This window comes from Micromonospora sp. CNZ295, from assembly GCF_004217535.1.
Window position 1 is genome coordinate 2594173 of sequence record NZ_SHKZ01000001.1, and the last position, 25680, is coordinate 2619852.

General features: G+C 73.6%; 23 protein-coding genes. 18 read left to right on the forward strand and 5 right to left on the reverse strand.

Annotated elements, in window-relative coordinates:
• Positions 1-360 precede the first annotated feature (360 nt).
• Complete coding sequence (locus EV376_RS12340) at positions 361-1689, forward strand: MATE family efflux transporter (protein WP_130322815.1); 1329 nt, start codon at positions 361-363, stop codon at positions 1687-1689.
• A 33-nt stretch (positions 1690-1722) separates the two neighbouring features.
• Here the strand turns inward: EV376_RS12340 and EV376_RS12345 are convergent, their stop codons facing one another.
• Positions 1723-2040, reverse strand: a complete 318-nt coding sequence (locus tag EV376_RS12345; RefSeq protein WP_130322817.1) for a hypothetical protein — start codon at positions 2038-2040, stop codon at positions 1723-1725.
• A gap of 131 nt (positions 2041-2171) precedes the next feature.
• Here EV376_RS12345 and truB point away from each other — a divergent pair, with 131 nt between their 5' ends.
• From truB to EV376_RS12380, 7 genes are all read left to right on the forward strand, one after another.
• The gene (gene truB / locus EV376_RS12350) at positions 2172-3074 is read left to right on the forward strand and encodes a tRNA pseudouridine(55) synthase TruB (RefSeq protein WP_130328629.1); all 903 of its coding nucleotides are present in this window, start codon (positions 2172-2174) and stop codon (positions 3072-3074) included.
• Positions 3075-3104: 30 nt separating this feature from the next.
• Positions 3105-4034: a bifunctional riboflavin kinase/FAD synthetase gene (locus tag EV376_RS12355; RefSeq protein WP_130322819.1), complete on the forward strand. Its 930-nt coding sequence runs from the start codon at positions 3105-3107 to the stop codon at positions 4032-4034.
• 255 nt (positions 4035-4289) lie between these two features.
• Entirely contained in the window at positions 4290-4559 is a 270-nt protein-coding gene (gene rpsO, locus EV376_RS12360; protein ID WP_130322821.1) for a 30S ribosomal protein S15, read from the forward strand.
• Positions 4560-4792: 233 nt separating this feature from the next.
• On the forward strand, positions 4793-7159 hold the full coding sequence (locus tag EV376_RS12365) for a polyribonucleotide nucleotidyltransferase (RefSeq protein ID WP_130322823.1): 2367 nt from the start codon (positions 4793-4795) through the stop codon (positions 7157-7159).
• Positions 7160-7206: 47 nt separating this feature from the next.
• Positions 7207-8595, forward strand: a complete 1389-nt coding sequence (locus tag EV376_RS12370; protein WP_130322825.1) for a M16 family metallopeptidase — start codon at positions 7207-7209, stop codon at positions 8593-8595.
• A gap of 191 nt (positions 8596-8786) precedes the next feature.
• The gene (gene dapB / locus EV376_RS12375) at positions 8787-9560 is read left to right on the forward strand and encodes a 4-hydroxy-tetrahydrodipicolinate reductase (RefSeq protein ID WP_130322827.1); all 774 of its coding nucleotides are present in this window, start codon (positions 8787-8789) and stop codon (positions 9558-9560) included.
• A 41-nt stretch (positions 9561-9601) separates the two neighbouring features.
• Positions 9602-10078, forward strand: coding sequence for a GNAT family N-acetyltransferase (locus EV376_RS12380; RefSeq protein ID WP_130322829.1), 477 nt, complete (start codon positions 9602-9604; stop codon positions 10076-10078).
• Between the two features lie 29 nt (positions 10079-10107).
• Here the strand turns inward: EV376_RS12380 and EV376_RS12385 are convergent, their stop codons facing one another.
• Positions 10108-12228: a glycogen debranching N-terminal domain-containing protein gene (locus EV376_RS12385; RefSeq protein ID WP_130322831.1), complete on the reverse strand. Its 2121-nt coding sequence runs from the start codon at positions 12226-12228 to the stop codon at positions 10108-10110.
• A gap of 145 nt (positions 12229-12373) precedes the next feature.
• Between EV376_RS12385 and EV376_RS12390 the strand changes: the two genes are divergently transcribed.
• From EV376_RS12390 to EV376_RS12405, 4 genes are all read left to right on the forward strand, one after another.
• Positions 12374-13363 (forward strand): LacI family DNA-binding transcriptional regulator, encoded by a 990-nt coding sequence (locus tag EV376_RS12390; protein ID WP_130322833.1) that lies wholly within the window; start codon positions 12374-12376, stop codon positions 13361-13363.
• A gap of 26 nt (positions 13364-13389) precedes the next feature.
• Entirely contained in the window at positions 13390-14637 is a 1248-nt protein-coding gene (locus tag EV376_RS12395; protein WP_130322835.1) for an extracellular solute-binding protein, read from the forward strand.
• 61 nt (positions 14638-14698) lie between these two features.
• The gene (locus EV376_RS12400) at positions 14699-15823 is read left to right on the forward strand and encodes a carbohydrate ABC transporter permease (RefSeq protein ID WP_130322837.1); all 1125 of its coding nucleotides are present in this window, start codon (positions 14699-14701) and stop codon (positions 15821-15823) included.
• Positions 15820-16713 carry a carbohydrate ABC transporter permease gene (locus EV376_RS12405; RefSeq protein ID WP_130322839.1) on the forward strand — a complete coding sequence of 298 codons (894 nt, stop codon included), beginning with the start codon at positions 15820-15822 and terminating at the stop codon, positions 16711-16713. Before EV376_RS12400 ends, EV376_RS12405 begins: the two co-directional genes overlap by 4 nt.
• Before the next feature lie 39 nt (positions 16714-16752).
• Here EV376_RS12405 and EV376_RS12410 read toward each other — a convergent pair whose 3' ends face one another.
• Both EV376_RS12410 and EV376_RS12415 read right to left on the reverse strand, forming a co-directional pair.
• Positions 16753-17724 carry a sigma-70 family RNA polymerase sigma factor gene (locus tag EV376_RS12410; RefSeq protein ID WP_130322841.1) on the reverse strand — a complete coding sequence of 324 codons (972 nt, stop codon included), beginning with the start codon at positions 17722-17724 and terminating at the stop codon, positions 16753-16755.
• A 38-nt stretch (positions 17725-17762) separates the two neighbouring features.
• Positions 17763-18344, reverse strand: coding sequence for a GNAT family N-acetyltransferase (locus EV376_RS12415; RefSeq protein WP_130322843.1), 582 nt, complete (start codon positions 18342-18344; stop codon positions 17763-17765).
• Between the two features lie 35 nt (positions 18345-18379).
• On the opposite strand from EV376_RS12415, the gene EV376_RS12420 reads away from it, so the two are divergent.
• The gene (locus EV376_RS12420; protein ID WP_130322845.1) at positions 18380-19657 is read left to right on the forward strand and encodes a glycosyltransferase 87 family protein; all 1278 of its coding nucleotides are present in this window, start codon (positions 18380-18382) and stop codon (positions 19655-19657) included.
• Here EV376_RS12420 and EV376_RS12425 read toward each other — a convergent pair.
• Complete coding sequence (locus EV376_RS12425; protein ID WP_130322847.1) at positions 19556-20107, reverse strand: GNAT family N-acetyltransferase; 552 nt, start codon at positions 20105-20107, stop codon at positions 19556-19558. The two genes, EV376_RS12420 and EV376_RS12425, sit on opposite strands and share 102 nt — an antisense overlap.
• 78 nt (positions 20108-20185) lie before the next feature.
• On the opposite strand from EV376_RS12425, the gene EV376_RS12430 reads away from it, so the two are divergent.
• The 5 genes from EV376_RS12430 to EV376_RS12450 all read left to right on the forward strand — a co-directional run bounded on the left by EV376_RS12430 (position 20186) and on the right by EV376_RS12450 (position 25605).
• On the forward strand, positions 20186-21415 hold the full coding sequence (locus EV376_RS12430; protein WP_130322849.1) for a DNA glycosylase AlkZ-like family protein: 1230 nt from the start codon (positions 20186-20188) through the stop codon (positions 21413-21415).
• Entirely contained in the window at positions 21412-22011 is a 600-nt protein-coding gene (locus EV376_RS12435) for a DUF2752 domain-containing protein (RefSeq protein WP_130322851.1), read from the forward strand. The genes EV376_RS12430 and EV376_RS12435 overlap by 4 nt, the downstream gene beginning before the upstream one ends.
• 136 nt (positions 22012-22147) lie before the next feature.
• Positions 22148-22891, forward strand: coding sequence for an FAD-dependent thymidylate synthase (gene thyX / locus EV376_RS12440; protein ID WP_130328630.1), 744 nt, complete (start codon positions 22148-22150; stop codon positions 22889-22891).
• Positions 22892-22937: 46 nt separating this feature from the next.
• On the forward strand, positions 22938-23864 hold the full coding sequence (gene dapA, locus EV376_RS12445; RefSeq protein ID WP_130322853.1) for a 4-hydroxy-tetrahydrodipicolinate synthase: 927 nt from the start codon (positions 22938-22940) through the stop codon (positions 23862-23864).
• Positions 23865-23916: 52 nt separating this feature from the next.
• Entirely contained in the window at positions 23917-25605 is a 1689-nt protein-coding gene (locus tag EV376_RS12450) for a ribonuclease J (RefSeq protein ID WP_130322855.1), read from the forward strand.
• The last annotated feature ends 75 nt before the right edge of the window (positions 25606-25680 follow it).

Genomic DNA, 25680 nt, shown 5'->3' on the forward strand with positions numbered 1-25680 from the left:
GGTCGGACCGACCCGGGCACGCCGCCCCGCGTGCCGCTCCGGTGACCCCGGACCGCCGCGGGCGCAGACACCGCCCGTGAGTTCCACCGCCGTGTCGGTGGCTCGCGCCCTGGAAGGGATTCACCACCATGTCGAAGAAGCCCAAGCCGGACACCACCGACGAGGCCCGCGAGCAGCTGCGCCGCGCCCTGCAGACGTCGATGGACACCCGCCAGTGACCCTCGTTCCGATCGGTTGACGCTCGGCCGCGGCGCTCGCGTGTCGCCTGCCGAGCGTCGACCACCCCCGGACGGTCCGACCGTCCGGTAAGTGACGGCCGCGGTTGCAGCCCTTACCCCGCGCGTGCCAGGATCGGCGGCGATGAGCCAGTCCGTCGCCACCGCGCCCCGTTCCGCGTCGCCGCGCCGGATCGCGGCCCTCGCCCTGCCCGCCCTCGTGGTGCTGGCCGCCGAGCCGCTCTACGTGCTGGTCGACACCGCGGTCGTGGGGCACCTCGGCCGGATCCCGCTCGCCGCGCTCGCGATCGGTGGCACCGTGCTGACCCTCATCGCGTGGATCGGCACCGTCGTCGCGTACGGCACCACCGGCCGGTCCGCCCGGCGGTTCGGGGCCGGCGACCGCTCGGCCGCCGTCGCCGAGGGAGTCCAGGCGTCCTGGCTGGCCCTCGCGGCGGGCGTGTCGGTCGCGGTCGGCATGCAGATCGGCGGCGGGGCGCTCGCCCGTACCCTCGCCGGAGCCGACGGCGACGTCGCCGACGCCGCCGCGCAGTGGCTCCGCATCGCGGCGCTCGGCGCGCCGGGCCTGCTGCTCGCCGCGGCCGGCAACGGCTGGCTGCGTGGGATCCAGGACACCCGCCGGCCGCTGTGGTTCGTGCTCGGCCCCAACCTGCTCTCCGCGCTGCTCTGCCCGCTGCTGGTCTACCCGGCCGGTCTGGGCCTGCCCGGGTCCGCGGTCGCCAACGTGGTCGCCCAGACGATCTCCGGCGCGCTATTCGCGGGCGCGCTGGTCGCCGAGCGGGTGGCCCTGCGGCCACAGCCGCGGGTCATCGTGCAGCAGCTCGTGCTCAGCCGGGACCTGCTGATCCGTGGCGTCGCGTTCCAGGCCAGCTTCCTGTCCGCCACCGCGGTGGCCGCCCGGTTCGGCGCGGCGGCGGTCGGTGCCCACCAGATCGCCCTGCAGCTGTGGTTCTTCACCGCGCTGGTGCTCGACGCGCTCGCCATCGCCGCCCAGGCCCTCGTCGGCGCGGCGCTGGGTGCCGGCGACGCCGCGGGGGCCAAGGGGCTGGCCCGCCGGATCGGGCTGTTCGGCGGGGTCTGCGGCGTGGCGTTCGCCGTGCTCATCGCCGCCGGCGCGGGCGTGGTCCCCGGCTGGTTCAGCTCCGATCCGCAGGTACGCGACCAGGCGCTGGTGGCCTGGCCGTGGTTCGTGGCGATGCTGCCGCTGGCCGGCGTCGTCTTCGCCCTGGACGGGGTGCTGATCGGTGCCGGGGATGTGCGCTACCTGCGCAATCTCACCATCGTGGCGGCGCTGGGCGGGTTCCTGCCGGCGATCTGGCTGGCGTACGGGCTCGAGCTGGGGCTCGGCGGGATCTGGGCCGGGCTCACGCTGTTCGTGGTGCTGCGGTTGGTCGCCCTGCTGCTGCGCCTGCGCTCCGGTGGCTGGGCGGTGGTCGGCGCCGTGCGCGCCTGACCCGCCGACCGCCCCGGCGGCCGACCGACCGGCTCAGGACATCCCGTAGAGGGCGTTGGCGGCCAGCACCAGAGCCAGGGCCAGGAAGAAGCAGAGGAAGAAGGTCGCCACCTTCATCGCGACCGGGAAGCGCTGGTGCAGCCGGCGCCGCCGCTGCCAGGCCCACCAGCGGCGGCGTAGCGGCATGGCGCCCGGCAGCGACCAGGCCGTCGCGGCCACCCGGTCGCCGACGGTGCGGCGGGGTGCCGGCGGGTCGAGCATCCAGTCCGGCAGGGTCGGAGCCTCGCGCGGCGTGCGCAGGAAGCCGCGGCCGGCGGCGTTCTCGGTTCGATCGTCGTGTTGCGTGCCCATCGATGTCTCCCCGTGGTCCGGACGCCCCCGTTCCCACCGGGGCGTCGTTGCGGACATTGTGGCAGGAAGGGGCGAACATCACAGTCCCGTTTTCGGGGGCGGCGTCCCGTTGCCGTTCCCGGCGGCGGTGTCTGGCAGGCTTGGCGGCCGTGAGCGCAGACGGACTGATCGTGGTCGACAAGCCCGGCGGCATGACGTCGCACGACGTGGTGGCACGGGTGCGGCGGCTGGCCCGGACCCGGCGGGTCGGGCACGGCGGCACGCTCGACCCGATGGCCACCGGGGTCCTGGTGATCGGCGTGGGCCGGGCCACCCGCCTGCTGACGTACGTGATCGGGGCCGGGAAGAGCTACACCGCGACGATCCGGCTCGGGCAGGCGACCGTCACCGACGACGCCGAGGGCGACGTGATCGCCAGCACGCCGGCCGGGCAGGTGACCGACGACGCGGTCCGGGCCGCTCTCGCGGCTCTCACCGGCGAGATCGACCAGGTGCCCAGCGCGGTCAGCGCCATCAAGATCGACGGGCAGCGGGCGTACAAGCGGGTTCGGGAGGGGGAGAGCGTCGAGCTGCCCGCCCGGCGGGTCACCGTCTCCCGCCTGGACGTGCGGGCGATCCGGCGGGACGAGCCCGACGTGCTCGACGTGGACGTCGACATCACCTGCTCGTCCGGTACGTACGTGCGGGCGATCGCCCGCGACGCGGGCCTGGCGCTGGGCGTGGGTGGCCACCTCACCGCCTTGCGGCGTACCGCCGTGGGCGGCTTCACCCTCGCGGAGGCCGCCACCCTCGACGACCTGGAGGGCCGCGCCCCCGAGGTGGTCACGCTGCCGCTCGCCGCGGCGGCCGACCGGTTCTTCCCACGCCGGGACGCGACGGCCGACGAGGAGCGGGTCCTCTCCCACGGCGGTCCGCTGGACCCGGTCGGGATCGACGGCCCGTACGCGGTGTTCGGCCCGGCGGGCGGGCTGATCGCTATCGTCAGCGAGCGGGACGGTCGGGCCCGCGCGGAGATCGTGCTCGCGCCGGCCTGACGGCGGCGGTCGCGGCAGGGGAGGAGCAGCATGCAGCGGTGGCGGGGGTACGACGCGGCGCCCGGTGGCTGGGGGCGGTCCGTCGTCACCATCGGCGTCTTCGATGGCGTGCACAAGGGGCACCAGGCGACGATCGGGCACGCCGTCGCCCGGTCCCGGGAGCTGGGCGTCAAGTCGGTGGTGGTCACGTTCGACCCGCACCCGGCCGAGGTGGTGCGCCCGGGCTCGCACCCGGCGGTGCTCACCGAGCCGGCCCGCAAGGCCGAGTTGATCGAGGCGCTGGGGGCGGACGTGCTCTGCGTGGTGCCGTTCACCCCGGAGTTCTCCCGGCTGCCGGCGGAGGCGTTCGTGCACGACGTCCTGGTCGAGCACCTGCACGCCGCGCTGGTGGTGGTGGGGGACAACTTCCGGTTCGGGCACCGGGCGGCCGGGGACGTGCCGCTGCTGGAACGGCTCGGCCGCACGTTCGGCTTCGCCGTCGAGGGCGCGCCCCTGGTCGCCGAGGCGGGGACGGTGTTCTCCTCCACGTACATCCGCTCGTGCGTCGACGCCGGCGACGTGGCGGCCGCCGCCAGCGCGCTGGGCCGGCCGCACCGGCTGGAGGGCGTCGTGGTGCGCGGCGACCAGCGCGGTCGGGAGCTCGGCTTCCCCACCGCCAACCTGCTCTGCCACCGGTACGCGGCGGTCCCCGCCGACGGCATCTACGCCGCCCGGCTGGTGCGGCGGGGGCAGCGTGAGCCGCTGAAGGCGGCCGTGTCCATCGGCACGAACCCGACCTTCTCCGGCCGGGAACGGCGGGTCGAGGCGTACGTGCTGGACTTCGACGGCGACCTGTACGGCGAGCGGCTCGCCCTGGACTTCGTGGCGCACCTGCGCGGGCAGGTCCGCTACGACTCGATCGAGCCGCTGGTGGCCCAGATCGCCGAGGACGTCGAGCGCACCCGACGGGCCCTGGGCTGAGCGCGGCGGCGGGTTCCGGCGGAGCGTCGCCGCGGGTCCGGCAGCCCCGCCGGGCGGCGCGTGGCGGCCCTTGACCGGCCCGCCCGTCCACATGCTGGTAGGCTGGCGGGGACGTCGGCTGACCGACGTGGGGCCTCGCGTGCCTGCACGACGCCGCGGGTGCGAGGACCGTCCGCTCTTCGGGCAACGACCCGGCCACTCGGGTGGGACCGATACGGCGGGCACCACCGAACAACCCACCGAAACAGGGAGAAAATGGCGCTCGACAAGGAAGCCAAGGCCCAGATCCGCGCGGAGTACGCGACCGCCGAGGGCGACACCGGTTCGCCGGAGGTGCAGGTCGCGGTCCTCACCAAGCGGATCTCGGACCTGACCGAGCACCTCAAGGTGCACAAGCACGACCACCACAGCCGCCGTGGGCTGCTGCTGCTGGTCGGCCGCCGCCGTCGGCTGCTCAACTACGTGCAGAAGAAGGACATCAACCGCTACCGGTCGCTCATCGAGCGACTCGGTCTGCGCCGGTGACGTGACGGGGGAGTGGCCGACCTGGCCGCTCCCCCGGTCCGCTTCACCGGCACCCGAACAACCAGGGCCGCGCGACCACCCGACACATCCGGGAGCCGGTCAGCGTACCGGTCTCCGGTAGTGGCCCCCGGGCATCCGGCACGACGCCGACCCGCCCGGGCGCTTCGATCGAAGACCGGCCGTCTGAGCAGCTCCGCGTCGCGGGTCCGCTACGCGAAGGAGCACTACCGCAGATGACCGAGAGCAACCTCGGCACCGAGTCCCGCACCGCCGTGATCGAGAACGGGGCCTTCGGCACCCGGGAGATCACCTTCTCCACCGGCCGCCTGGCCCGCCAGGCCGCCGGCTCCGTCATCGCCAAGCTCGGCGAGACGGTCGTCCTCTCCGCCACCACCGCGGGCAAGCAGCCGAAGGAGCAGTTCGACTTCTTCCCGCTGACCGTCGACGTGGAGGAGCGGATGTACGCCGCGGGCCGGATCCCCGGCTCGTTCTTCCGCCGCGAGGGCCGGCCCAGCGAGGACGCGATCCTCACCTGCCGGCTGATCGACCGGCCGCTGCGCCCGTCGTTCGTCAAGGGCCTGCGCAACGAGGTCCAGGTCGTCGAGACCGTCCTGGCCCTCGACCCGCAGCACCCGTACGACGTGGTGGCGATCAACGCCGCCTCGATGTCGACCAAGCTCTCCGGCCTGCCGTTCTCCGGCCCGATCGGGGCCACCCGGATGGCCCACGTGGACGGCCAGTGGGTTGCCTTCCCGACCCACGAGGAGCTCGCCCGCGCCACCTTCGACATGGTGGTCGCCGGTCGGGCCCTGCCGGACGGCGACGTCGCGATCATGATGGTCGAGGCCGAGGCCACCGAGCACACCGTGAAGCTGGTCGCCGGCGGCGCGCCCGCGCCCACCGAGGAGGTCGTGGCGAGCGGCCTGGAGGCCGCCAAGCCCGCGATCCGCGAGCTGTGCCGGGCGCAGAGCGAGCTGGCCGAGGTGGCCGCCAAGCCGGTCGCCGAGTTCCCGGTGTTCCTCGACTACCAGGACGACGTGTACGAGGCGGTGGCCGAGGTGGCCCGTGCCGACGTCGCGGAGGCCCTGAAGATCGCCGGCAAGGCCGACCGCGAGGAGGCCCTGGACCGGATCAAGGCGAAGATGGCCGAGGAACTCGGCCCGCGCTTCGAGGGCCGGGAGAAGGAGCTGTCCGCCGCGCTCCGGTCGCTCACCAAGTCCGAGGTGCGCAGCCGGGTGCTCCGCGAGCAGGTCCGCATCGACGGTCGCGGCCCCCGGGACATCCGTCCGCTGACCGCGGAGGTCGGCGTGCTGCCGCGGGTGCACGGCTCGGCGCTCTTCGAGCGTGGCGAGACCCAGATCCTGGGCGTCACCACGCTGAACATGCTCCGCATGGAGCAGGCGCTGGACACGCTCTCCCCGGAGAAGTCCAAGCGCTACATGCACAACTACAACTTCCCGCCGTACTCGACCGGTGAGACCGGCCGGGTCGGCTCGCCGAAGCGGCGGGAGATCGGCCACGGCGCGCTCGCCGAGCGGGCCCTGATCCCGGTGCTGCCCTCGCGCGAGGAGTTCCCGTACGCCATCCGGCAGGTCTCCGAGGCGCTCGGCTCCAACGGCTCCACCTCGATGGGCTCGGTCTGCGCGTCCACGCTCGGCCTGCTGTCCGCCGGCGTGCCGCTGAAGGCGCCGGTCGCCGGCATCGCCATGGGCCTGATCTCCGACGAGGTCGACGGCAAGACCCAGTACGTGACGCTGACCGACATCCTCGGCGCCGAGGACGCCTTCGGCGACATGGACTTCAAGGTCGCCGGCACCCGGGACTTCGTCACCGCGCTCCAGCTCGACACCAAGCTCGACGGCATCCCGTCCGACGTGCTGGCCGCCGCGCTCCAGCAGGCGCACGAGGCCCGGCAGACGATCCTCGACGTGATGCAGGCGGCCATCGAGGGTCCGGCCGCGATGAGCGACTACGCGCCGCGGGTCACCACCGTCAAGATCCCGGTGGACAAGATCGGCATGGTGATCGGCCCGAAGGGCCAGACCATCAACGCCATCCAGGACGAGACCGGCGCCGAGATCTCCATCGAGGACGACGGCACCATCTACGTCGGTGCGACCAACGGCCCGTCGGCGCAGGCGGCGGTCGAGCGGATCAACGCCATCGCGAACCCGACGCTGCCCAAGGTGGGCGACCGGTTCCTCGGCACCGTCGTCAAGACCGCCGCGTTCGGCGCGTTCGTCTCGCTGCTGCCCGGCCGCGACGGCCTGCTGCACATCTCCAAGGTGGGCGACGGCAAGCGGGTCGAGAAGGTCGAGGACTTCCTCAACGTCGGGGACAAGGTCGAGGTGGAGATCGCCGACATCGACCAGCGCGGCAAGATCTACCTGGACAAGGTGCGTCCCGAGGGCGCCGAGGCTCCGGCCGAGGCCGCCGACCGGCCGGCCGGCCGGGACCGGGGCGACCGGGGCCCGCGCGACCGCGGTGACCGCGAGCGCGGCGGCGAGCGTGGCGGCCGGGGTCCGGACCGCGGCGACCGTGGCGAGGGCGGCGAGGGCGGCGGCGAGTCGCGTCCGCGCCGTCGCACCCGGCACAGCTGACGCTTGACCAACGCACCACCCACCCCTCGTCGAACCGGGAGCAACTCGTGAGTCGGGCAGCCGCTGCACCGTTTCCGCCGGGCCGACGGGGGGTGGCGGCGTTCCGGGGTAGGTCCGGGGGCGGTGCCGCCCGCGCCGTGACCCGGACGCTCAGCGACGATCCCCTGGGCGGCACGGTGCGACGTACCGTGCTGCCCAGCGGGCTGCGCGTACTCACCGAGGCGATCCCGGCGATGCGCAGCGTGTCGTTCGGAATCTGGGTCTCGGTGGGCTCCCGGGACGAGACCGGCCCGCAGTCCGGTGCCGCCCACTTCCTGGAGCACCTGCTGTTCAAGGGCACCAACAAGCGGGGCGCGCTGGAGATCTCCTCGGCGATCGAGGCGGTCGGCGGGGAGACCAACGCCTTCACCACCAAGGAGTACACCTGCTACTACGCGCGGGTGCTCGACGAGGACCTGCCGCTCGCCATCGAGGTGATGTGCGACCTGGTCGCCGACTCGGTGCTCACCCCGGCCGACGTCGAGACCGAGCGGGGCGTGATCCTCGAGGAGATCGCCATGCACGACGACGAGCCCGGCGACGAGGTGCACGACCTGTTCGCCCGGGCCGTCTACGGCGAGCACCCGCTCGGCCGGCTCATCTCGGGGACCGAGGAGACGGTCACCCCGATGTCCCGCCGCCAGATCCAGGGCTTCTACCGGCGGCACTACACCGCGCCGCGGATCGTCATCGCCGCCGCCGGCAACCTCGACCACGCCGCCGTGGTCAAGCTGGTCCGGCAGGCGCTGCGCGGCACCCCGCTGGACACCGACCCGGCCGTGCCGGCAGCGCACCGGGCCGCCACCCCGGCGGTACGCACGAAGCCCGCCGCCAACGTCGTCGAGCCCAAGGAGACCGAGCAGGCGCACGTCGTGCTCGGCTGCCCCGGCATCGACCGGCTGGACGACCGGCGGTTCGCCCTCGGTGTGCTGAACAACGTCCTGGGCGGCGGCATGTCCAGCCGGCTGTTCCAGGAGATCCGTGAGCAGCGGGGTCTCGCGTACTCGGTCTACTCCTACGCCAGCCAGTACGCCGACAGCGGCCTGTTCGCGGTCTACGCCGGCTGCGCGCCGGGCAAGGTCGACGAGGTGCTGGACCTGACCCGTACCGAGCTGGCCCGGGTGGCCACCGACGGGCTCACCGAGGCCGAGGTGGCCCGGGGCAAGGGCATGAGCAAGGGCTCCTTCGTGCTCGGCCTCGAGGACACCGGCTCCCGGATGAGCCGGCTGGCCAAGGGGGAGCTGCTGTACGGCGACCTGATGCCGGTCGACGAGCTGCTCGCCCGCGTCGACGCGGTCACCGTCGACGACGTCAACTCGCTCGCTGCGGAGCTGCTGAACCGCCCGATGTCCCTCGCGGTGGTCGGCCCGTTCGGAGAGTCCGACTTCCGCGCCTGAGCGCCGTTTCCTTCACCGACCCGAGGGGCCGGGGGGCGATCCACTCCGGGTGCGGTAGGTCGGGGTGTCGCGGCCGCTGGATACCTCGAGACGCGGCAACCCGGGCGATCACCGAGTCGGACGGGCCCTGGTGACGATCGCGAGCCCGACCCCGGAGGTGTCCGCGTCCCGATTGGGATAGGTTGTGGCCCGTGACTGACGAGCAGGACAAGAGCGCGGACGAGCCGATCCGGGTCGGCGTACTCGGCGCCCGGGGCCGGATGGGCGTCGAGGTGTGCCGGGCCGTGGACGCGGCGCCGGACATGGACCTGGTGGCCATGGTCGACCAGGGCGACTGGCTGTTCAACGCGTCCGACGCCGGGGCCGAGGTGGTCGTCGACTTCACCACCCCCGACGTCGTCATGGACAACCTGCACTGGTGCATCGACCAGGGCATCAGCGCCGTGGTGGGCACGACGGGCTTCACCGAGTCCCGGCTCGAGCGGGTGCGCGGCTGGCTGGCCCGCAAGCCGGGGGTGGGCGTGGTCATCGCCCCGAACTTCGGCATCGGTGCGGTGCTGATGATGCAGTTCGCCGCCCGGGCCGCCCGGCACTTCGAGTCGGTCGAGATCATCGAGCAGCACCACCCCCGCAAGCTCGACGCGCCGAGTGGCACCGCCACGCACACCGCGCGCCTCATCGCGGCCGCCCGGGCCGAGGCCGGCATGGGGCCCACGCCGGACGCCACCAAGGACGAGGTGGCCGGTGCCCGCGGCGCCGACATCGACGGGGTACGCGTGCACGCGGTCCGCGCCACCGGCCTGGTCGCCCACCAGGAGGTGCTCTTCGGCACCACCGGTGAGACGCTGACGATCCGGCACGACTCGTACGACCGGGCGTCGTTCATGCCCGGCGTGCTGCTGGCGGTGCGTGAGGTACGCCGGCGGCCCGGTCTCACCGTCGGCCTGGACGCCCTGCTCGACTGAACCCGGTCGCCGATCCGCCCGGGCCGCCCTAGGCTGCCCGGGTGATCCTTGCGGACCAGCACGACCGGATCGGCCGTCGCGTGACCCTGCGCCCGGTTGACGACCACAACTGGCGGGCGGTGGCGGATGTCGCCCCCCGGGACGACCAGCGCGAATGGGTGCCCGCCCTCGCCGCTCGCTATCTGCTGCTGACGGAGCGGTCCGACGTCTGGACCTCGCTCGCCGTGTACGCGGACGAGACCGTCGTCGGCCATGTGATGTGGGGCGTCGACGACGACGGGTCCCGGTGGATCGGCGGCATGCTCGTCGACGCCGCCGAGCAGGACCAGGGTGTGGGCCGGGCCGCGGTGGTGACCCTGGCGCGGTGGCTGGCCCGGGAGGGCGGCGGGAAGCCGGTACGCCTGTCGTACCACCCGGACAACACCACGGCCGCGCGCCTGTACGCCAGCCTCGGCTTCGTCCCCACCGGAGCCATCGAGGACGACGAGGTCGTCATGGAGCTCACGGTCCCCGGCTGACGGCCCGGCGTCGCCTCGGTTCCGCCCGGTCAGCCGGGCTGGTGTGCCGCCCGGGTGGGTGCGGGTCGTGGGGCGGGAACCGCCGCGGCCCCGGTCAGGCGCAGGCCGGCCGGCAGGCCGGCGAGCGAGGCGACGCCGGTCCGGTCGACCGTGACGGTGACCGGCGTGCCCGCGATCCGCAGGCCGGAGACCGCGACTCCGCCGAGGTCGGGGCCGGCGAGCGGGGCTAGGTGCACGGTGCCGGCGGGCACGTCGGGGTAGAGGCCGCTGGCCACCTGGAGCAGCAGCACGGCCGCTGCCGCCGACCACGCCTGCGGGTGGCAGGCGGCCGGGTACGGCACCGGGCGGCCGAGCAGCGTCCGGTCGTCGCCGCCGTACAGCTCGGGAAGCCGGTAGTCGAACGCCTCGGCCGCCGCGAGCAGGCCGTCGGCGAGGCCGAGCGCGGCCCGGTGGAAGCCGGCCCGGGCCAGCCCGGCGAGCACGATCGCGGTGTCATGGGTCCAGATCGAGCCGCAGTGGTACGACAGCGGACTGAACCCGGCGTCGTCGGTGGACATGGTGCGCAGCCCGAAGCCGCCGGTCATCGCCTCGGTGGTGAGCAGCCGGGCCACCTGCGCCTCCTCCTCGGCGGTGAGTATCCCGGTGCCGAGCAGGTGACCGATGTTGCTGGTCAGCGAGTCGACGGGGCGCTTGTCCCGGTCCAGGGCGAGGGCGGGCTGTGGCCCGTACCGGCCGTCCACCCAGAAGGCGGCGCGGAACCGGTCGGCGAGCCGGCCGGCGTACGTCCGCCACCGGTCGGCGCCAGGGCGGTCGAACGCCTCCAGCAGGGCCGCCCCGTTCACCGCGGCCTCGTACGCGTACCCCTGCACCTCGGCCAGGACGATGGGCGCGGCGGCGATCCGGCCGTCGCGGAACCGCACGGCGTCGCCGGAGTCCTTCCAGCCCTGGTTGGCCAGGCCGTGGCCGGTGCCGTCGACGTACTCGACGAGTCCGTCGCCGTCGGCGTCGGCGTGCTCGGCCAACCAGCCGAGTGCGGCCTCCAGGTGGGGCAGCAGCGGCTCGACCTGGTCGCCGGGCAGGCCCCACCGCCACGCGTCGTGCAGCAGGTTGATCCAGAGCATGGTGGCGTCGACGGTGCCGTAGTACGCCGGCGGTAGCCGCAGCCCGTTGCCGGCCAGGGCGAACTCGTGCCGCCGTAGCTCGTGCAGGATCTTGCCGGGTGCCTCGCCGGTGCCGGGGTCGACCCGGGTGCCCTGCCGGCGGGCCAGCACCCGCAGCGTCCCGGCGGCGAGGTCGGTGCCGAGCGGCAGCATCATCCGGGCCGCCCACAGGCTGTCCCGGCCGAACAGGGTGAGGAACCACGGCACGCCCGCGCCGAGGAAGACGTCGTGCGGGGCCCGCGGGTCGGCCAGGCGCAGCCCGCGCAGGTCGGCGAGGGACCGGTCGAGCAGCCGGACCAGCCGGCGGTCGTCGGCCCGGGTGCGGGGATCGGACCAGGACGTCCCGGCGGGCGGGGTGACGACGGCGGCGCGCGGGTCGGTGACGGTGAGCTGCCAGCGCAGCGTGGTGGCGCCGCGGGGCGGCAGCTCGACCGGCCAGCGCAGGCGCGGCGCGTCGGCCCGGTCGGCGCGTACTTCGGCGCCGTCGGCGTTGACCCGGACCGTGACTCCGTCGCCGGACCAATCGAGACCGCCGCCGGCGGGGGGCACCGCAGCCGGTACGGGAGGGGTCGATCCCCCGGACTTGACCAGCTCGATCGGTGCCAGGTCGCAGGCGAGGTCGACGTCGACGGTGGCCCGTACGGGCACCGACGCGGTGGAGACGATCCGTACCTCCTCGGTCAGCCCGCCGGCGCGCACCTGGCGGGTGCGCTCGACGCGTACCGTCGGGTCGGGGCCCGGGTCGCCCAGCCAGCGGGCGAGGCCGACGAACCGGGCGCCGTGCGGGCCCGCCGCCCCCCGCGCCACCGGTTCCGGTTCCCGGCCGTCCACGCGCAGCTCGGCCCGGCTCAGCACGCGGGTGTCGGCGTGGAAGACGCCCTGGACGCCGGCCTGGCGGATCTGCCCGGCCGCGTCCCCCAGCGCGCTGGTGGGGGCGAGCACCACCCCCACCAGGTCGTGCAGCAGGGGTTGCAGGTGGGGTTCGGTCACGGTGCGGCTCCAGATCCTCTCGGCGGCGAACGGATGTCTTGACAGACCGTCCGCGGGCGGTGCAGAGTGCGAAACATTCCAGCACTTGAACGATCCAATCCTGCCCTATTCAATTTGGATCGTTCAAGACGGCGAGAGGGGCTAAGTGGCCGAAAAGGTGACCATCGCGACGGTGGCCCGGCACGCCCGAGTCAGCCGCCAGACCGTGTCCAACGTGCTCAACGCGCCGCACATCGTGCGTGAGGAGACCCGGCTGCGGGTGCAGGAGGCGATCGCCGCGCTGGGCTACCGGGCCAACCAGGCGGCCCGCCAGATGCGCACCGGCCGCTCCCGCCTGATCGCGGTGCGGATCGAGCCCACCCGCGACGGGGTCAACGGCTCCGTGCTCGACCGGTTCCTGCACGGCCTCACCGAGACCGCCGAGGCCGCCGGCTACCGCGTCATGCTCTACACCGCGCACGACACCGAGCGGGAGATCGCGACGTACGACGACCTGCTGGGGTCGTACGACCTCGACGCCTTCGTGCTCACCGGCACCGACCACGGCGATCCCCGGACGGCGTGGCTCGCGCAGCGGGGGGTGCCGTTCGTGACCTTCGGCCGGCCGTGGGACGCCCCGGACGCGCACCCGTGGGTGGACGTCGACGGCGCGGCCGGCACCGCGGAGGCCACCACCCACCTCCTCGCCGCCGGCCACCGCCGGATCGGGTTCATCGGCTGGCCGGCCGGCTCCGGGGTCGGCGACGACCGGCGCTCCGGCTGGCGGCGCACCCTGGCCGCGGCCGGCGTGGATCCGGCCGGGCTGGACCGGGCGACCGTGGACGGCATCCCCGAGGGGGAGCACGCCGCCCGTCGGCTGCTCGCCGAGGCGGCGGCGCCGACCGCGCTGCTGTGCGCCAGCGACTCGCTCGCCCTGGGTGCCCTCCAGGCCGTCCGCGCCGAGGCCCCGGACGTGGCGGTGATCGGTTTCGACGACACGCCGGTCGCGGCCGCGGTCGGCCTCACCAGCGTCAGCCAGCCGCTCGGCGAGGCGGCGGCCCGCTGCGTCGACCTGCTCACCGCCGTCCTCGACGGCCGCCACACCACCGACCACGTGCTGCTCCAGCCCGCGCTGGTGCGGCGCCACACCGCATGACCCCCGTCCCCAACAGGAGAATCGCGATGACACCTCGCTCCCTCACCCGGGTGGCGCTGGCCGGCCTCACCGCCGCCGCGCTGCTCGGCTCCGCCGCCTGCGGCAGCGGCTTCGACGACAATTCGGGCGACACCCCCCAGTCCAGCGGCCCGGCCAACCTCCAGATCCTGATCGGCTCCTCCGGGGAGGCCGAGACGAAGGCGGTCCAGGACGCGGCCGCGAAGTGGGCGTCCGCCTCCGGCAACCAGGCCACCGTCACCCCGGCGCAGGACCTCACCCAGCAGCTCGGGCAGGCGCTCGCGGGCGGCACGCCGCCGGACGTCTTCTACGTCGACGCCGCCCGGTTCGCCGACTACGCCAGCGTCGGCGCCCTCGAGCCGTACGGCGACAAGATCAGCAACACCGACGACTTCTACGAGAGCCTGCGCACCACGTTCACCTACGACGGCAAGCTCTACTGCGCGCCGAAGGACTTCTCCACCCTCGCCCTCCAGATCAACACCGACCTGTGGACGAAGGCCGGCCTCACCGACGCCGACGTGCCGACCACCTGGGACCAGCTGACCGCGACCGCCCGCAAGATCAAGGCGAAGGGGATGGTGCCGCTCGCCCTCGGCGACACGCGGGACCGGATCGGCGCCTTCCTCGTGCAGAACGGCGGCTGGCTGATGAGCGACGACGGCAAGCAGCCCAGCGCGGACACCCCGGACAACGTGGCCGCCCTGACCTACGTGAAGGCGCTGATCACCGAGGGCCTGGCGCGCTTCCCGAAGCAGCTCGACGCGGGCTGGTCGGGCGAGGCGTTCGGCAAGGGCGCCGCGGTGATGACCATCGAGGGCAACTGGATCAAGGGCGCGCTGCAGAACGACTTCCCGAACGTGAAGTACAAGGTGGTGGAGCTGCCGGCGGGTCCGAAGGGCAAGGGCACGCTCTCCTTCACCCAGTGCTGGGGCATCGCGGCGAAGTCGAAGCACAAGGAGGCGGCGATCAAGTTCGTCGAGGCGATGACCGCGGGCGAGCAGCAGATGGCCTTCGCCAACGCGTTCGGCGTGATGCCGTCCCGCCAGTCGGTACGCGAGCAGTACACCGCCGCCTTCCCGGCGGACAAGCCGTTCATCGACGGCGCCGCGTACGCCCAGGGCCCGGTCAACGCGCCGAAGATGGACAGCGTCCTGCGCGACCTGGAGGCCAGTCTGCAGGGCCTGGCCAGCGGCGACCCGAAGACGATCCTGTCGACCTTCGACAAGAACGCCAAGGCGGCACTCGGCGGCTGAGGTGAGCGGAGGGGCCCCGCACCGGGGCCCCTCGGCCACCTCCGACCCGGAGGGAGGGGAGATGGCAGTCGACGCCACGGTGGCGGCGGCCACCGCGACCGGCCGGCCGCCGCGCCGTTCCGGCCACGGGGTACGGGGCAACGAGGCCGTCGCCGGGTGGCTCTTCGTCGCTCCGGTGATCGTCATCCTCGGGCTGTTCCTGCTGCTGCCGATCCTGATGGCGCTCTGGGTGAGCCTCACCGACTGGAACGGCCAGGGCAGCCCGTTCACGTCGCAGGTGCCCTTCGTCGGCGCCGAGAACTACACCCGGCTCTTCACCGAGGACGGGCTGGACCGGCGTGACTTCATGACCAGCATCCGGAACAACCTCTACTACGTGGCCATCGTGGTGCCGGCGCAGACCGTGCTGGCGCTCGGCCTCGCACTGATCGTCAACAACCGCCTGCTCCGTGGGAAGAGCTTCTTCCGCAGTGCGTTCTACTTCCCGTCGGTGACCAGCTCGGTCGCGATCAGCGTGGTGTTCCTGTTCCTCTTCGCCAACTCCGGCGCGGTCAACAACCTGCTGGCCGCCTTCGGGATCGACGGGCCGCAGTGGTTCGCGGACTCCCGCGGTGTCCTGCACCTGCTGCTCGGCGCGGTGGGGGTGGACACCCCGCCCGCAGCGCTGGCCGACGGCGGCCCGTTCGGGCTCAGCTGGTGGGAGTGGCTGTCCGGGCCGAGCGTCGCGATGACGTCGATCATCGCGCTGGTCGTGTGGACCACGTCCGGGACCTTCATGCTGATGTTCCTCGCGGCCCTGCAGAACGTCCCGGTCGTCCTGGACGAGGCGAGCAGCCTCGACGGCGCCACCCGCTGGCAGCGGTTCCGGCACGTCACCCTGCCGCTGATCAAGCCGACCACGTTCCTGGTGCTCACCCTCGGCCTGATCGGGTCCTGGCAGGTCTTCGACCAGGTGTACGTGATGAGCCAGGGCGACCCGGCGAAGACCACCCTCACCCCGGCGTACCTGTCGTACCGCACCGCCTTCCGGGACTTCGACTACGGCTCCGGCGCGGCGATCTCGTTCGTGCTGTTCCTGATCATCATCGTGTTCACCCTGGTCCAGCGCCGGGTGCTGGCGGACCGGGACGCCGGCCGGGGGCGCGGGCCCGGGCGCCGGCTCGCCCGGCGAGGAGGCCGGCCGTGACCACCCTGACCAACCGACCCGCGACCCCCGCGCCGGCCGGGCGCCGCCAGGCCCGGGACGGCCGGGCCCTCGCCAGCCGCATCCTCGGGTACGCGGTCCTGATCTTCTTCGGGCTGGTCTTCCTCTACCCGTTCGTGATCCAGATGGGCAACTCGTTCAAGACCGAGCCGGACGCGGCGGCCAACCCCCTCTCGCCGATCCCGGACCCGGTGACGCTGGCCGGCTTCGAGCGGATCTTCGCCGGCACCAACTTCCCGCTCTGGGTCGGCAACTCCCTGCTGGTCACCGTGCTGGTCACGCTCGGCCGGGTCTTCTTCGACTCCCTCGCCGGGTACGCCCTGGCCCGGCTACGGTTCTCCGGACGGCGCTGGCTCTTCGCGGCCGTCGTCGGTGTGATGGCGGTGCCGCCGGTGGTCCTGCTGATCCCGAAGTTCCTGGTGCTGAACCAGTTGGGCATCTACAACAGCTACCCCGGGCTCGTCGTGCCGCTGCTCGCCGACGCGGCCGGCATCTTCATCATGAAGCAGTTCTTCGAATCCGTCCCGGTGAGCCTGGAGGAGGCCGCCCGCATCGACGGGGCCGGCGTCTTCCGCACCTTCTGGTCGGTGGTGCTGCCGATGGCGAAACCGGCGCTGATCACCCTGACCATCCTGTCGTTCCAGGGTTCCTGGAACGAGTTCCCGCACAGCCTGGTGTCGGTGCAGGACCCGGACCTGTTCACCCTGCCGCGCGGCCTGGCCGACCTGGTCAGCGGCTCGCTCGGCAAGGGCACCCAGTATCCGCTCAAGCTGGGTGCGGCGCTGCTCGCCACCATCCCGGTGGCGGTGATCTTCGTGATCTTCCAGCGCTACTTCGTGCGGGACGAGGCCGCGGGAGCGGACAAGGGCTGACCCCGCCGCGGGAGCCGACCGGGGCTGGCCGGCCGGCGGTCAGGGCAACCGGGTGGGCACCCCGAAGAGCGGGAACAGCCGGGGCTCCAGGAAGGTCGTGATGCGGCTGACCCGACCCTCGGCGTCCGTCTCGAGGAGATGGATGCCGAAGGCCCGGTGCCCGCCGGCCGGGTCGGGCCGGTGCTGCGCGAAGGCGGGCCCGCCGCAGGCCTCGACGGGCGTCACCCGGGAGCCCCGGCACTCCGCCCCCGGCCCGGTGAACCAGGCGGCGATGTCGGCCCGGCCGCGCAGCCACAGCGCGTACGGCGGCATGCACTGCACCGCGTCGTCGCGCAGCAGGTTGACGAGCGCCTCGATGTCGTACCGCTCGAACAGCGCCACGTAACGCTCCAGGAGCGCACGGTGGGACCGGTCCAGATCCGGAGCCGGGGCGACGGCCCCGCGGGTGGCCAGCGTGGCGCGGGCCCGTTGCAGGGCGCTGTTGACCGAGGCGACCGTGCCGTCGAGCAGACCGGCCACCTCGTCGGCGCGCCAGCGCAGCACGTCGCGCAGGATCAGCACGGCGCGCTGCCGGGGCGGCAGGTGCTGCAACGCGGCGACGAACGCGAGCCGGACCGACTCGCGGGCGACGGCCACCTCCGCCGGGTCGCCGGCGCTCGGGAGGACCGCCGCGTCCGGCGCCGGCTCGACCCAGCCCGCCTCGGGCGCACCGAGGGACGCCAGCACCGGCGGGGAGGGCTCGCCGAGGTCCACCGGAAGCGCCCGCCGGGCCCGCCCCCGCAGCAGGTCCAGGCAGACGTTGGTGGCGATGCGGTAGAGCCAGGTGCGCACCGACGCCCGGCCGGCGAAGTCGTCCCGGGCCCGCCAGGCCCGCAGCAGCGTCTCCTGGACCGCGTCCTCGGCGTCGAAGATCGACCCGAGCATCCGGTAGCAGTAGCCGGTCAGCTCGACCCGGTGCGACTCCAGGTCGTCGGGAGTCGTCCGGGCGCCGTCCGCCGTCGGTACGGTCATCAGCCCACCGTAGGCGACACCACCGACAGCGCGCGCGGTCAGTCCGCCGGCGCCGGGCCCGACGGGATCGTGACGTGCAGGCGCAGCTGGGGGACCAGCATGTCGTCGACGTCCAGGGCGCGGGCCGCCCCGTCCGGCTCCCAGCCGGTGCCGGTCAGGAACTTCCGGGTCGCCGCGTCCGCGTCGAACGCCCACGCCACCGCCCGGCCGAACCCGTCGTCGCGCCAGTGGTCCACGCACGCCGCGAGCAGCCGGCTGCCGTGCCCCCGGCGGCCCCAGCGCGGTTCCACCAGCAGGTCGGTGACCGCGACGACGTCGTTGCCCAGCGCCTCGGCGGGCTCGCCGGGAGCCAGCGCCTCGGCGTCGGCCGGACCGGAGGCGGCGAACCCCACCAGATACGATTGCTCGGCCTGTTCGACGGCGACCAGCACCCGGTGCGCGGCGGAGGGCGGTTCCTGCACCGCCGCGGTCCACCGCCGGGCCAGCCACGCCTCGTCCAGGTTGTCGAGCACGTGCCGGGGCAGGATCCGGCGGTACGCGACCCGCCAGGTCGTGAGCTGGATGCGCGCGATCTCGCCGGCGTCCTCCGGACGCGCCGGGCGGACGTACCCGAGAGCCATGGAACGGAAGCCTACGCAGGGTGGAGGAGGGGGCGGTGGCGCAGGGTGCCGGACGGACGCTCGGGCGGGTCGCCAGCGTCGTCGGGCTCGCCGTCGGGGTGGCCCTCTTCCTCTCGGTCGCGGCCGTCCGGCACGGCTTCTTCGACCTCCAGGTCTACTACGGCGCGCTGCGCCACTGGGTGCACGACGGCGGGGAGATCTACGACTACCTGCGCCCGTTCACCCAGTACGGCTTCACCTACCCGCCGTTCGCCGCACTGGTCATGCTGCCGATGGCGTACCTGCCGTGGAACGCGGCGATCGTGGTGAGCGTGACGGCGAGCGTGGTGGTCACCGCCGTCCTGTTCTGGTGGCTGGTCGACCCGATCTCCCGCCGGGCGGGCTGGAGCCGGTGGTACGCCCTCGCGGTGGCGCTCTGCCTGGCCGCCGCGTACGAGCCGATGCGCGAGACGGTCAACTTCGGCCAGGTCAACATGCTGTTGCTGTTCCTGGTGGCGGTCGACCTGCTGCGGCTGCTGCCGGCGGGCAGCCGGTGGGCCGGCACCGCCGTCGGCCTGGCGACCGCGATCAAGCTGACCCCGGGCATCTTCGTCGTCTACCTGCTGGTCACCGGGCGCTGGCGGGCCGCGGTGACCGCGATCGGCACCGCCGCGGGCGCGACCGTGCTCGCCGCCGCGCTCTTCCCGGACGCCTCCCGGGAGTTCTGGACCGAGGCGCTGTGGAACACCAACCGGGTGGGCGAGCTGGCGTTCGTCTCCAACCAGTCGCTGCGCGGCGTGGTGGCCCGGCTCAACCCGGCGGAACCGAGCACGCTCGCCTGGCTCGTGCTGGTGGCGGCCACGCTGGCGCTCTGGGTGTGGCGGTCCCGCGCCGCCGCGGCGGCCGGCGACGAGGCGGCCGGGCTGGCGCTGACCGGCGCCGTGATGTGCCTGGTCAGCCCGGTCACCTGGGTGCACCACCTGGTCTGGCTGCTGCCGGCGCTCATCCTGCTGGTCGACAACGCCATGGCGGCGCCGGCCGGCAGCCGCCGGCGTCGCGTCCTGCTGGCCGCCGCGACCGTCGCGTACGCCTTCCTGATCAGCCGGATCGTGTGGGCCTGGGAGCGGGACTTCACCGGCGTGGACGGGTTCCTCGGCAGCAACACGTACGTCTGGATCAGCCTGGCGCTGCTCGCCTTCCTGCCGGTGCGGTCCTCGTCGGGGCCGGCCCGGTCAGCCGTCGAGGCGGCCGACGTAGCGCAGCTCGACGAGGCCGACCGGCGGGCGCCCGCCGGAGAGCGGCACCGGATAGGTCGACCGCTCACCGTCCGCTGAGAGCCCGGCCCGCTCGTAGAACCGGCGGGCCCGGTGGTTCTCCGCCAGCACCCAGAGCCGGTACTCCGTCCAGCCCCGGGCGAGCAGGCCGGTGCGGGCGGCGGCCAGCAGCGCCGGGGCGGTGCCGTCGCCCCAGTGCCGGGGCTCCACGTACATCCCGACGATCTCGCCGTACGCCGGGTCCAGGTCACCGCGGTCCTGGTTGTTCCGGTACGGCCCGAAGGTCACGAAGCCGGCCACCGCCCCGTCGTGCTCGGCCAGCAGCGTGGTGAACGGGTGCTCCGGATCGGCGGTGCCGAGGCCGCGACGGCGCTGCGCCCAGGCCGTCACGTTCAGCCGGTCGAGCACCTCGTCCGGCATGATGCCGGCGTAGCCGCTCTGCCAGCCGTGGACGTGGACGCGGGCCACGGCCTCGGCGTCGTCGGGCTCCTCGCGCCGGATGGTGAGCATGCGTCCGTTCTAGGCCAGGAGCGGGGACGGGTCCAGTCTCCGCTCCGGAGTCGTACCCGGGCACTAGGGTGCCGGGCGATGGCCACACCGGAATCGCTCTCGCTCGCCCAGGCCCGGCGCGTCGCGCTGGCCGCCCAGGGCTTCACCGACCCCGCGCCGGCGGGCGTACCGACCCGCCGGCACCTGCGCCGCGTGCTCGACCGGGTCGGGTTGATCCAGATGGACTCGGTCAACGTGCTTCAGCGGGCGCACTACCTGCCGCTCTACAGCCGGCTCGGGCCCTACCCGACCGCGCTGCTCGACACGGCCGCCTACCGCCGGCCCCGCGCTCTCTTCGAGTACTGGGGGCACGAGGCGTCGCTGGTACCGGTCGCGCTGCATCCGGCGCTGCGCTGGCGGATGGCCCGGGCCCGCACGGCGGCGTGGGGCGGCATGCGCCGCATCGCGGAGGAGCAGCCCGCGCTGGTGGCGTGGGTCCGTGACGAGGTGGCGGCCCGGGGCCCGCTCACCGCCGCCGAGATCGAGCACGACGCCCCCCGGGAGACCGGCAACTGGGGGTGGAACTGGTCGGCCGTGAAGCGCGCGCTGGAGTTCCTGTTCTGGTCCGGCGAGGTGGTCGCCGCCGAGCGCACCACCTCCTTCGCGCGCCGCTACGACCTGCCGGAACGGGTGCTGCCGGCCGCCGTGCTGGACGCGCCGACGCCGACCGACGCCGAGGCGTACCGGATGCTGGTCGGCATCGCCGCGCGGTCGCTCGGGGTGGCCGCCGAGCCGGAGCTGCGGGACTACTTCCGCCTGCCGGTGGCCGGGGCGCGGGCGGCGATCGCCGAGCTGGTGGAGGCGGGTGAGCTGCGGCCCGTGGCGGTGCAGGGCTGGCGGCAGCCGGCCTGGCTGCACGCGTCGGCCCGGTTGCCGCGCTGGGTGCGGGGCAACCGCCTGGTCAGCCCGTTCGACCCGCTGGTCTGGGAGCGGGGCCGCGCCGAGCGGCTGTTCGACTTCAGCTACCGCATCGAGATCTACGTGCCGGCGCCGCAGCGGGTGTACGGCTACTACGTGCTGCCGTTCCTGCAGGGCGACCGGTTCACCGCGCGGGTCGACCTGAAGGCCGACCGGAAGAACGGCGTGCTCCTCGTCCCGGCGGCGTGGCTCGAGCCCGGCGCCGACCCGGGGGAGACGGCGGTCGCGCTCGCGGCCGAGCTGTACCGGCTCGCCGGGTGGCTCGGGCTCGACGCCGTGGCGCCCCCGGCGGCCGGCGACCTGGCGGCGCCGCTGGCCGCCGCGCTGGCGGGCGTGGCCGGTGTACCGTGATCGGCGTGACGAGCGTTGACGGGCCGCGGGGCGACGCCGCACCGCAGGCGGGCGTGACCGGGCCGCCGGCGGCCGGCGGGCCGGGCGTGCAGGTCGATCCGCACGGCGGGTGGCCGGCCGGGCACGTCCCGCCCTACCCGATGCCCGAGCCGGACCGGCTGACCCGGTTCGTGACCCGGCTCCACGCGCGTTCGCCGCGCTGGGCGGTGCCGCTGGCCGCCCTCGGCTGCGTCGCCGCCGGGATCGGTTACACGCTGCTCAGCGACCCGACCCGGTCCGCGCCGGACGCGGCGCCCACCTGCCTGCTCAAGTTGACCACCGGGCTGGACTGCCCGGGCTGCGGCGGCACCCGCGCCCTGTGGTACGTGCTGCACGCCGACCTGCCGGCGGCGGCCCGGCACCACTTCCTCTTCGTGTTCGCGCTGCCCTTCCTGGCCTACCTGTTCGTGGCCTGGGCGGGGAAGCAGGCGTTCGGCTGGCGACTGCCCGAGCTGCGCGTCGACACCAAGGTGATCGGCGTCTTCCTGGCGGCGTGGTTCGCCTTCTCGGTGGTGCGCAACCTGCCCTGGGCGCCGTTCACCGCGCTCTACGTCTGACCCGGCCCGACTTCCGGCGCGGATGGCCCGTCGGCCCCGGCCGGACCCGGCCGTCGCGAGCGTGAGCCGGCCAACTGCCCGCGAGCCCGCTTTCCGGCAGGCCTGACCGGCCACTACAGTCCCAGGAATGCCGGACATGGTGCAGCCCCAGGTCAAGCTCATCGCGTGGACCCACTTCCAGGCCCCGGACGACGTGCCGTGGTCGACCGACGCCGACGGCGGCCAGGCGCTCGCGGAGTTCGCGGGTCGGGCCTGTTACCAGAGCTGGAAGAAGCCGAACCCGGCGACGGCGACGAACGCCGGCTACCTGGCCCACATCCTGGACGTCGGTCACCTCAGCGTGCTGGAGCACGGCTCGGTGAGCTTCTACTTCACCGGCGTGTCCCGCTCGTTCACGCACGAGCTGATCCGCCACCGGCACTTCTCGTACTCGCAGCTGTCCCAGCGGTACGTGCCGGAGCGGGACGCCGCGATGGTCGAGCCGACCGTGATCGCCGACGACCCGGAGCTGCACAAGAAGTTCGTCGAGGCCGCCGAGGCGAGCGTGCGGGCGTACACCGAGCTGCTGGAGGGGCTGGAGCAGCGGTTCGCCGACGAACCCAACCCCACGCTGCGGCGCAAGCGCGCCCGGCAGGCGGCCCGGGCGGTGCTGCCGAACGCCACCGAGACCCGGATCGTGGTCACCGGCAACTACCGGGCGTGGCGGCACTTCATCGCGATGCGGGCCACCGAGCACGCCGACGTGGAGATCCGCGAGCTGGCCGTGGAGTGCCTGCGCCAGCTCCAGGGGGTCGCCCCGAACGTGTTCAACGACTTCGTGATCTCGACCCTGCCCGACGGCACCGAGGTGGCGGCCAGCCCGCACGCCGAGGTGTCCTGAGCCCTTCCCCGGCAAGGCCTCGGCGGTCGTCCGCTAGGTTGGAGCCATGACGCACGACCACCCTGACACCCCAACCCGGGCGGCGTCCCGGCCGTTCGGACGGGTGCTCACGGCCATGGTGACGCCGTTCACCGACGACGGTTCGCTCGATCTGGACGGCGCGGCACGGCTGGCGACCCACCTGGTCGACGAGCAGGGCAACGACGCCTTGGTGATCAACGGCACCACCGGCGAGTCGCCGACCACGACCGACGCGGAGAAGGAACAGCTCATCCGCACGGTCGTGGCGGCCATCGGTGACCGCGCGAAGGTGGTGGCGGGCGTCGGCACCAACGACACCCGGCACACGATCGAGCTGGCCGCCGGCGCCGAGAAGGCCGGCGCGCACGGCCTGCTGGTGGTGACGCCGTACTACAACAAGCCGCCGCAGGCCGGCCTGCTGCGGCACTTCACCGCGGTGGCGGACGCCAGCGGCCTGCCGGTGATGCTCTACGACATCCCGCACCGCTCGGGCGTGCCGATCGAGACCGAGACGCTCGTCCGCCTCGCCGAGCACGGCCGGATCGTCGCGGTGAAGGACGCCAAGGGCGACCTGACCGCCACCAGCTGGGTGACCAGCCGGACCAACCTCGCCTTCTACAGCGGTGAGGACGCGCTCACCCTGCCCGCGCTGGCCGTGGGCGCGGTCGGCGTGGTCGGCACCTCGACGCACTTCACCGGGGTGCCGACGCAGGAGATGATCAAGGCGTACGACGCGGGGGACAACGCCACCGCGCTCGCCATGCACCGGCGGCTGCTGCCGCTCTACACCGGCATCTTCCGCACCCAGGGCACGATCCTGGTCAAGGCGGGCCTGGCGGCCAAGGGCCTGCCGGCCGGCCCGGTCCGCCCGCCCCTGGTGGACGCCACCGCCGACCAGCTCGCCCAGCTCCGCGCCGATTGCGCGGCGGCGGGCGTGGACCTTCCCGAATGATCGAACGACACGACGGACGCCGGGTGACGGCGTCGCAGAATGAGGTGAACGCGTGACCGAGGCGCACATCGAGGCGGAAGTGCCGCCGCCGCTGCCGGAGGGCGGACTGCGGATCATCCCGCTCGGCGGGCTCGGCGCCATCGGTCGGAACATGACCGTCTTCGAGTACGACGGCAAACTGCTGATCGTCGACTGCGGTGTGCTCTTCCCCGACGTGGAGCAGCCCGGCGTCGACCTGATCCTGCCGGACTTCGGCCCGATCCTGGATCGGCTCGACGACGTGCAGGCGATCGTGCTCACCCACGGTCACGAGGACCACATCGGCGCGGTTCCGTACCTGCTCGCCCACAAGCCGGACATCCCCCTGGTCGGTTCGCAGTTCACCCTCGCCCTGGTCGAGGCGAAGCTCGCCGAGCGGCGGATCCAGCCGTACACGCTGACCGTGCGGGAGGGCGGCCGGGAGCGGCTCGGCCCGTTCGAGTGCGAGTTCTTCGCGGTCAACCACTCGATCCCGGACGCGCTCGCCGTGGCCATCCGCACCCCGGCCGGCCTGGTGCTGCACACCGGCGACTTCAAGATGGACCAGCTTCCGCTGGACGGCCGGATCACCGACCTGGCCGGGTTCGCGCGGCTCGGCGCGGAGGGCGTCGACCTGCTCCTGTCGGACTCCACCAACGCCGAGATCCCCGGCTTCGTCACGCCGGAGCGGGAGATCGGGCCGGTGCTCGACTCGATCTTCGCCAAGGCGCGCGGCCGGATCATCGTCGCGTCGTTCGCCTCGCACGTGCACCGGGTGCAGCAGGTCTTCGACTCCGCCGTCGAGCACGGCCGCAAGGTCGCCCTGATCGGCCGCTCCATGGTCCGCAACATGGGCATCGCCCGCGACCTGGGCCTGCTGAACATCCCGCCGGGTCTGGTCGTGGGCATCGAGGAGGCCACCGCGATGCCGCCGGACCAGATCGTGCTCATGTCCACCGGCAGCCAGGGCGAGCCGATGAGCGCCCTGGGCCGGATGGCCAGCGGCGACCACCGGCACATCACCATCGCGCCGGGCGACACCGTGGTGCTGGCGTCCTCACTGGTCCCCGGCAACGAGACCAGCGTCTACCGGGTGATCAACCGCCTGGCCCGGGCCGGGGCGGTCGTCGTGCACAAGGACGTGGCGAAGGTGCACGTCTCCGGGCACGCCCCCGCCGGCGAGCTGCTCTACCTGCTCAACGTCGTCCGGCCGAGCAACCTCATGCCGGTGCACGGCGAGTGGCGGCACCTGCGCGCCCACGCCCGGCTCGGCATCGAGTCCGGCGTCGCGGCCGACCGGGTGGTGCTCTGCGAGGACGGCGACGTGGTCGACCTGGTCGAGGGCCGGGCCAGCCTGGTCGGTCACGTCAAGAGCCGGTACGTCTACGTCGACGGCCTCGCCGTCGGTGACGTGTCCGAGTCCCTGCTCACCGAGCGGCGGATCCTCGGCGACGGCGGGTTCATCGCCGCGACGGTCGTGGTCGACTCGGTCACCGGGAAGGTGGTCGGCGGCCCGACGGTCTCGGCCAAGGGCTTCTCCGAGGACCCGGAGGCGTTCAGCCCGGTGGTGCCGCTGATCACCGAGGCGCTCAACCGGGCCGCGTCGGACGGCATCACCGACCCGCACCAGCTCCAGCAGATCGTCCGGCGGACGGTGGGGCGCTGGGTCAACGACGCGTACCGCCGCCGGCCGATGATCGTCCCGACCGTCGTCGAGGTCTGATCCCCCGTAACGCAGCGACGCCCGCCGGTCACTCTCCGGCGGGCGTCGCCATAGTTTTCCGTCGATCCTTCAACC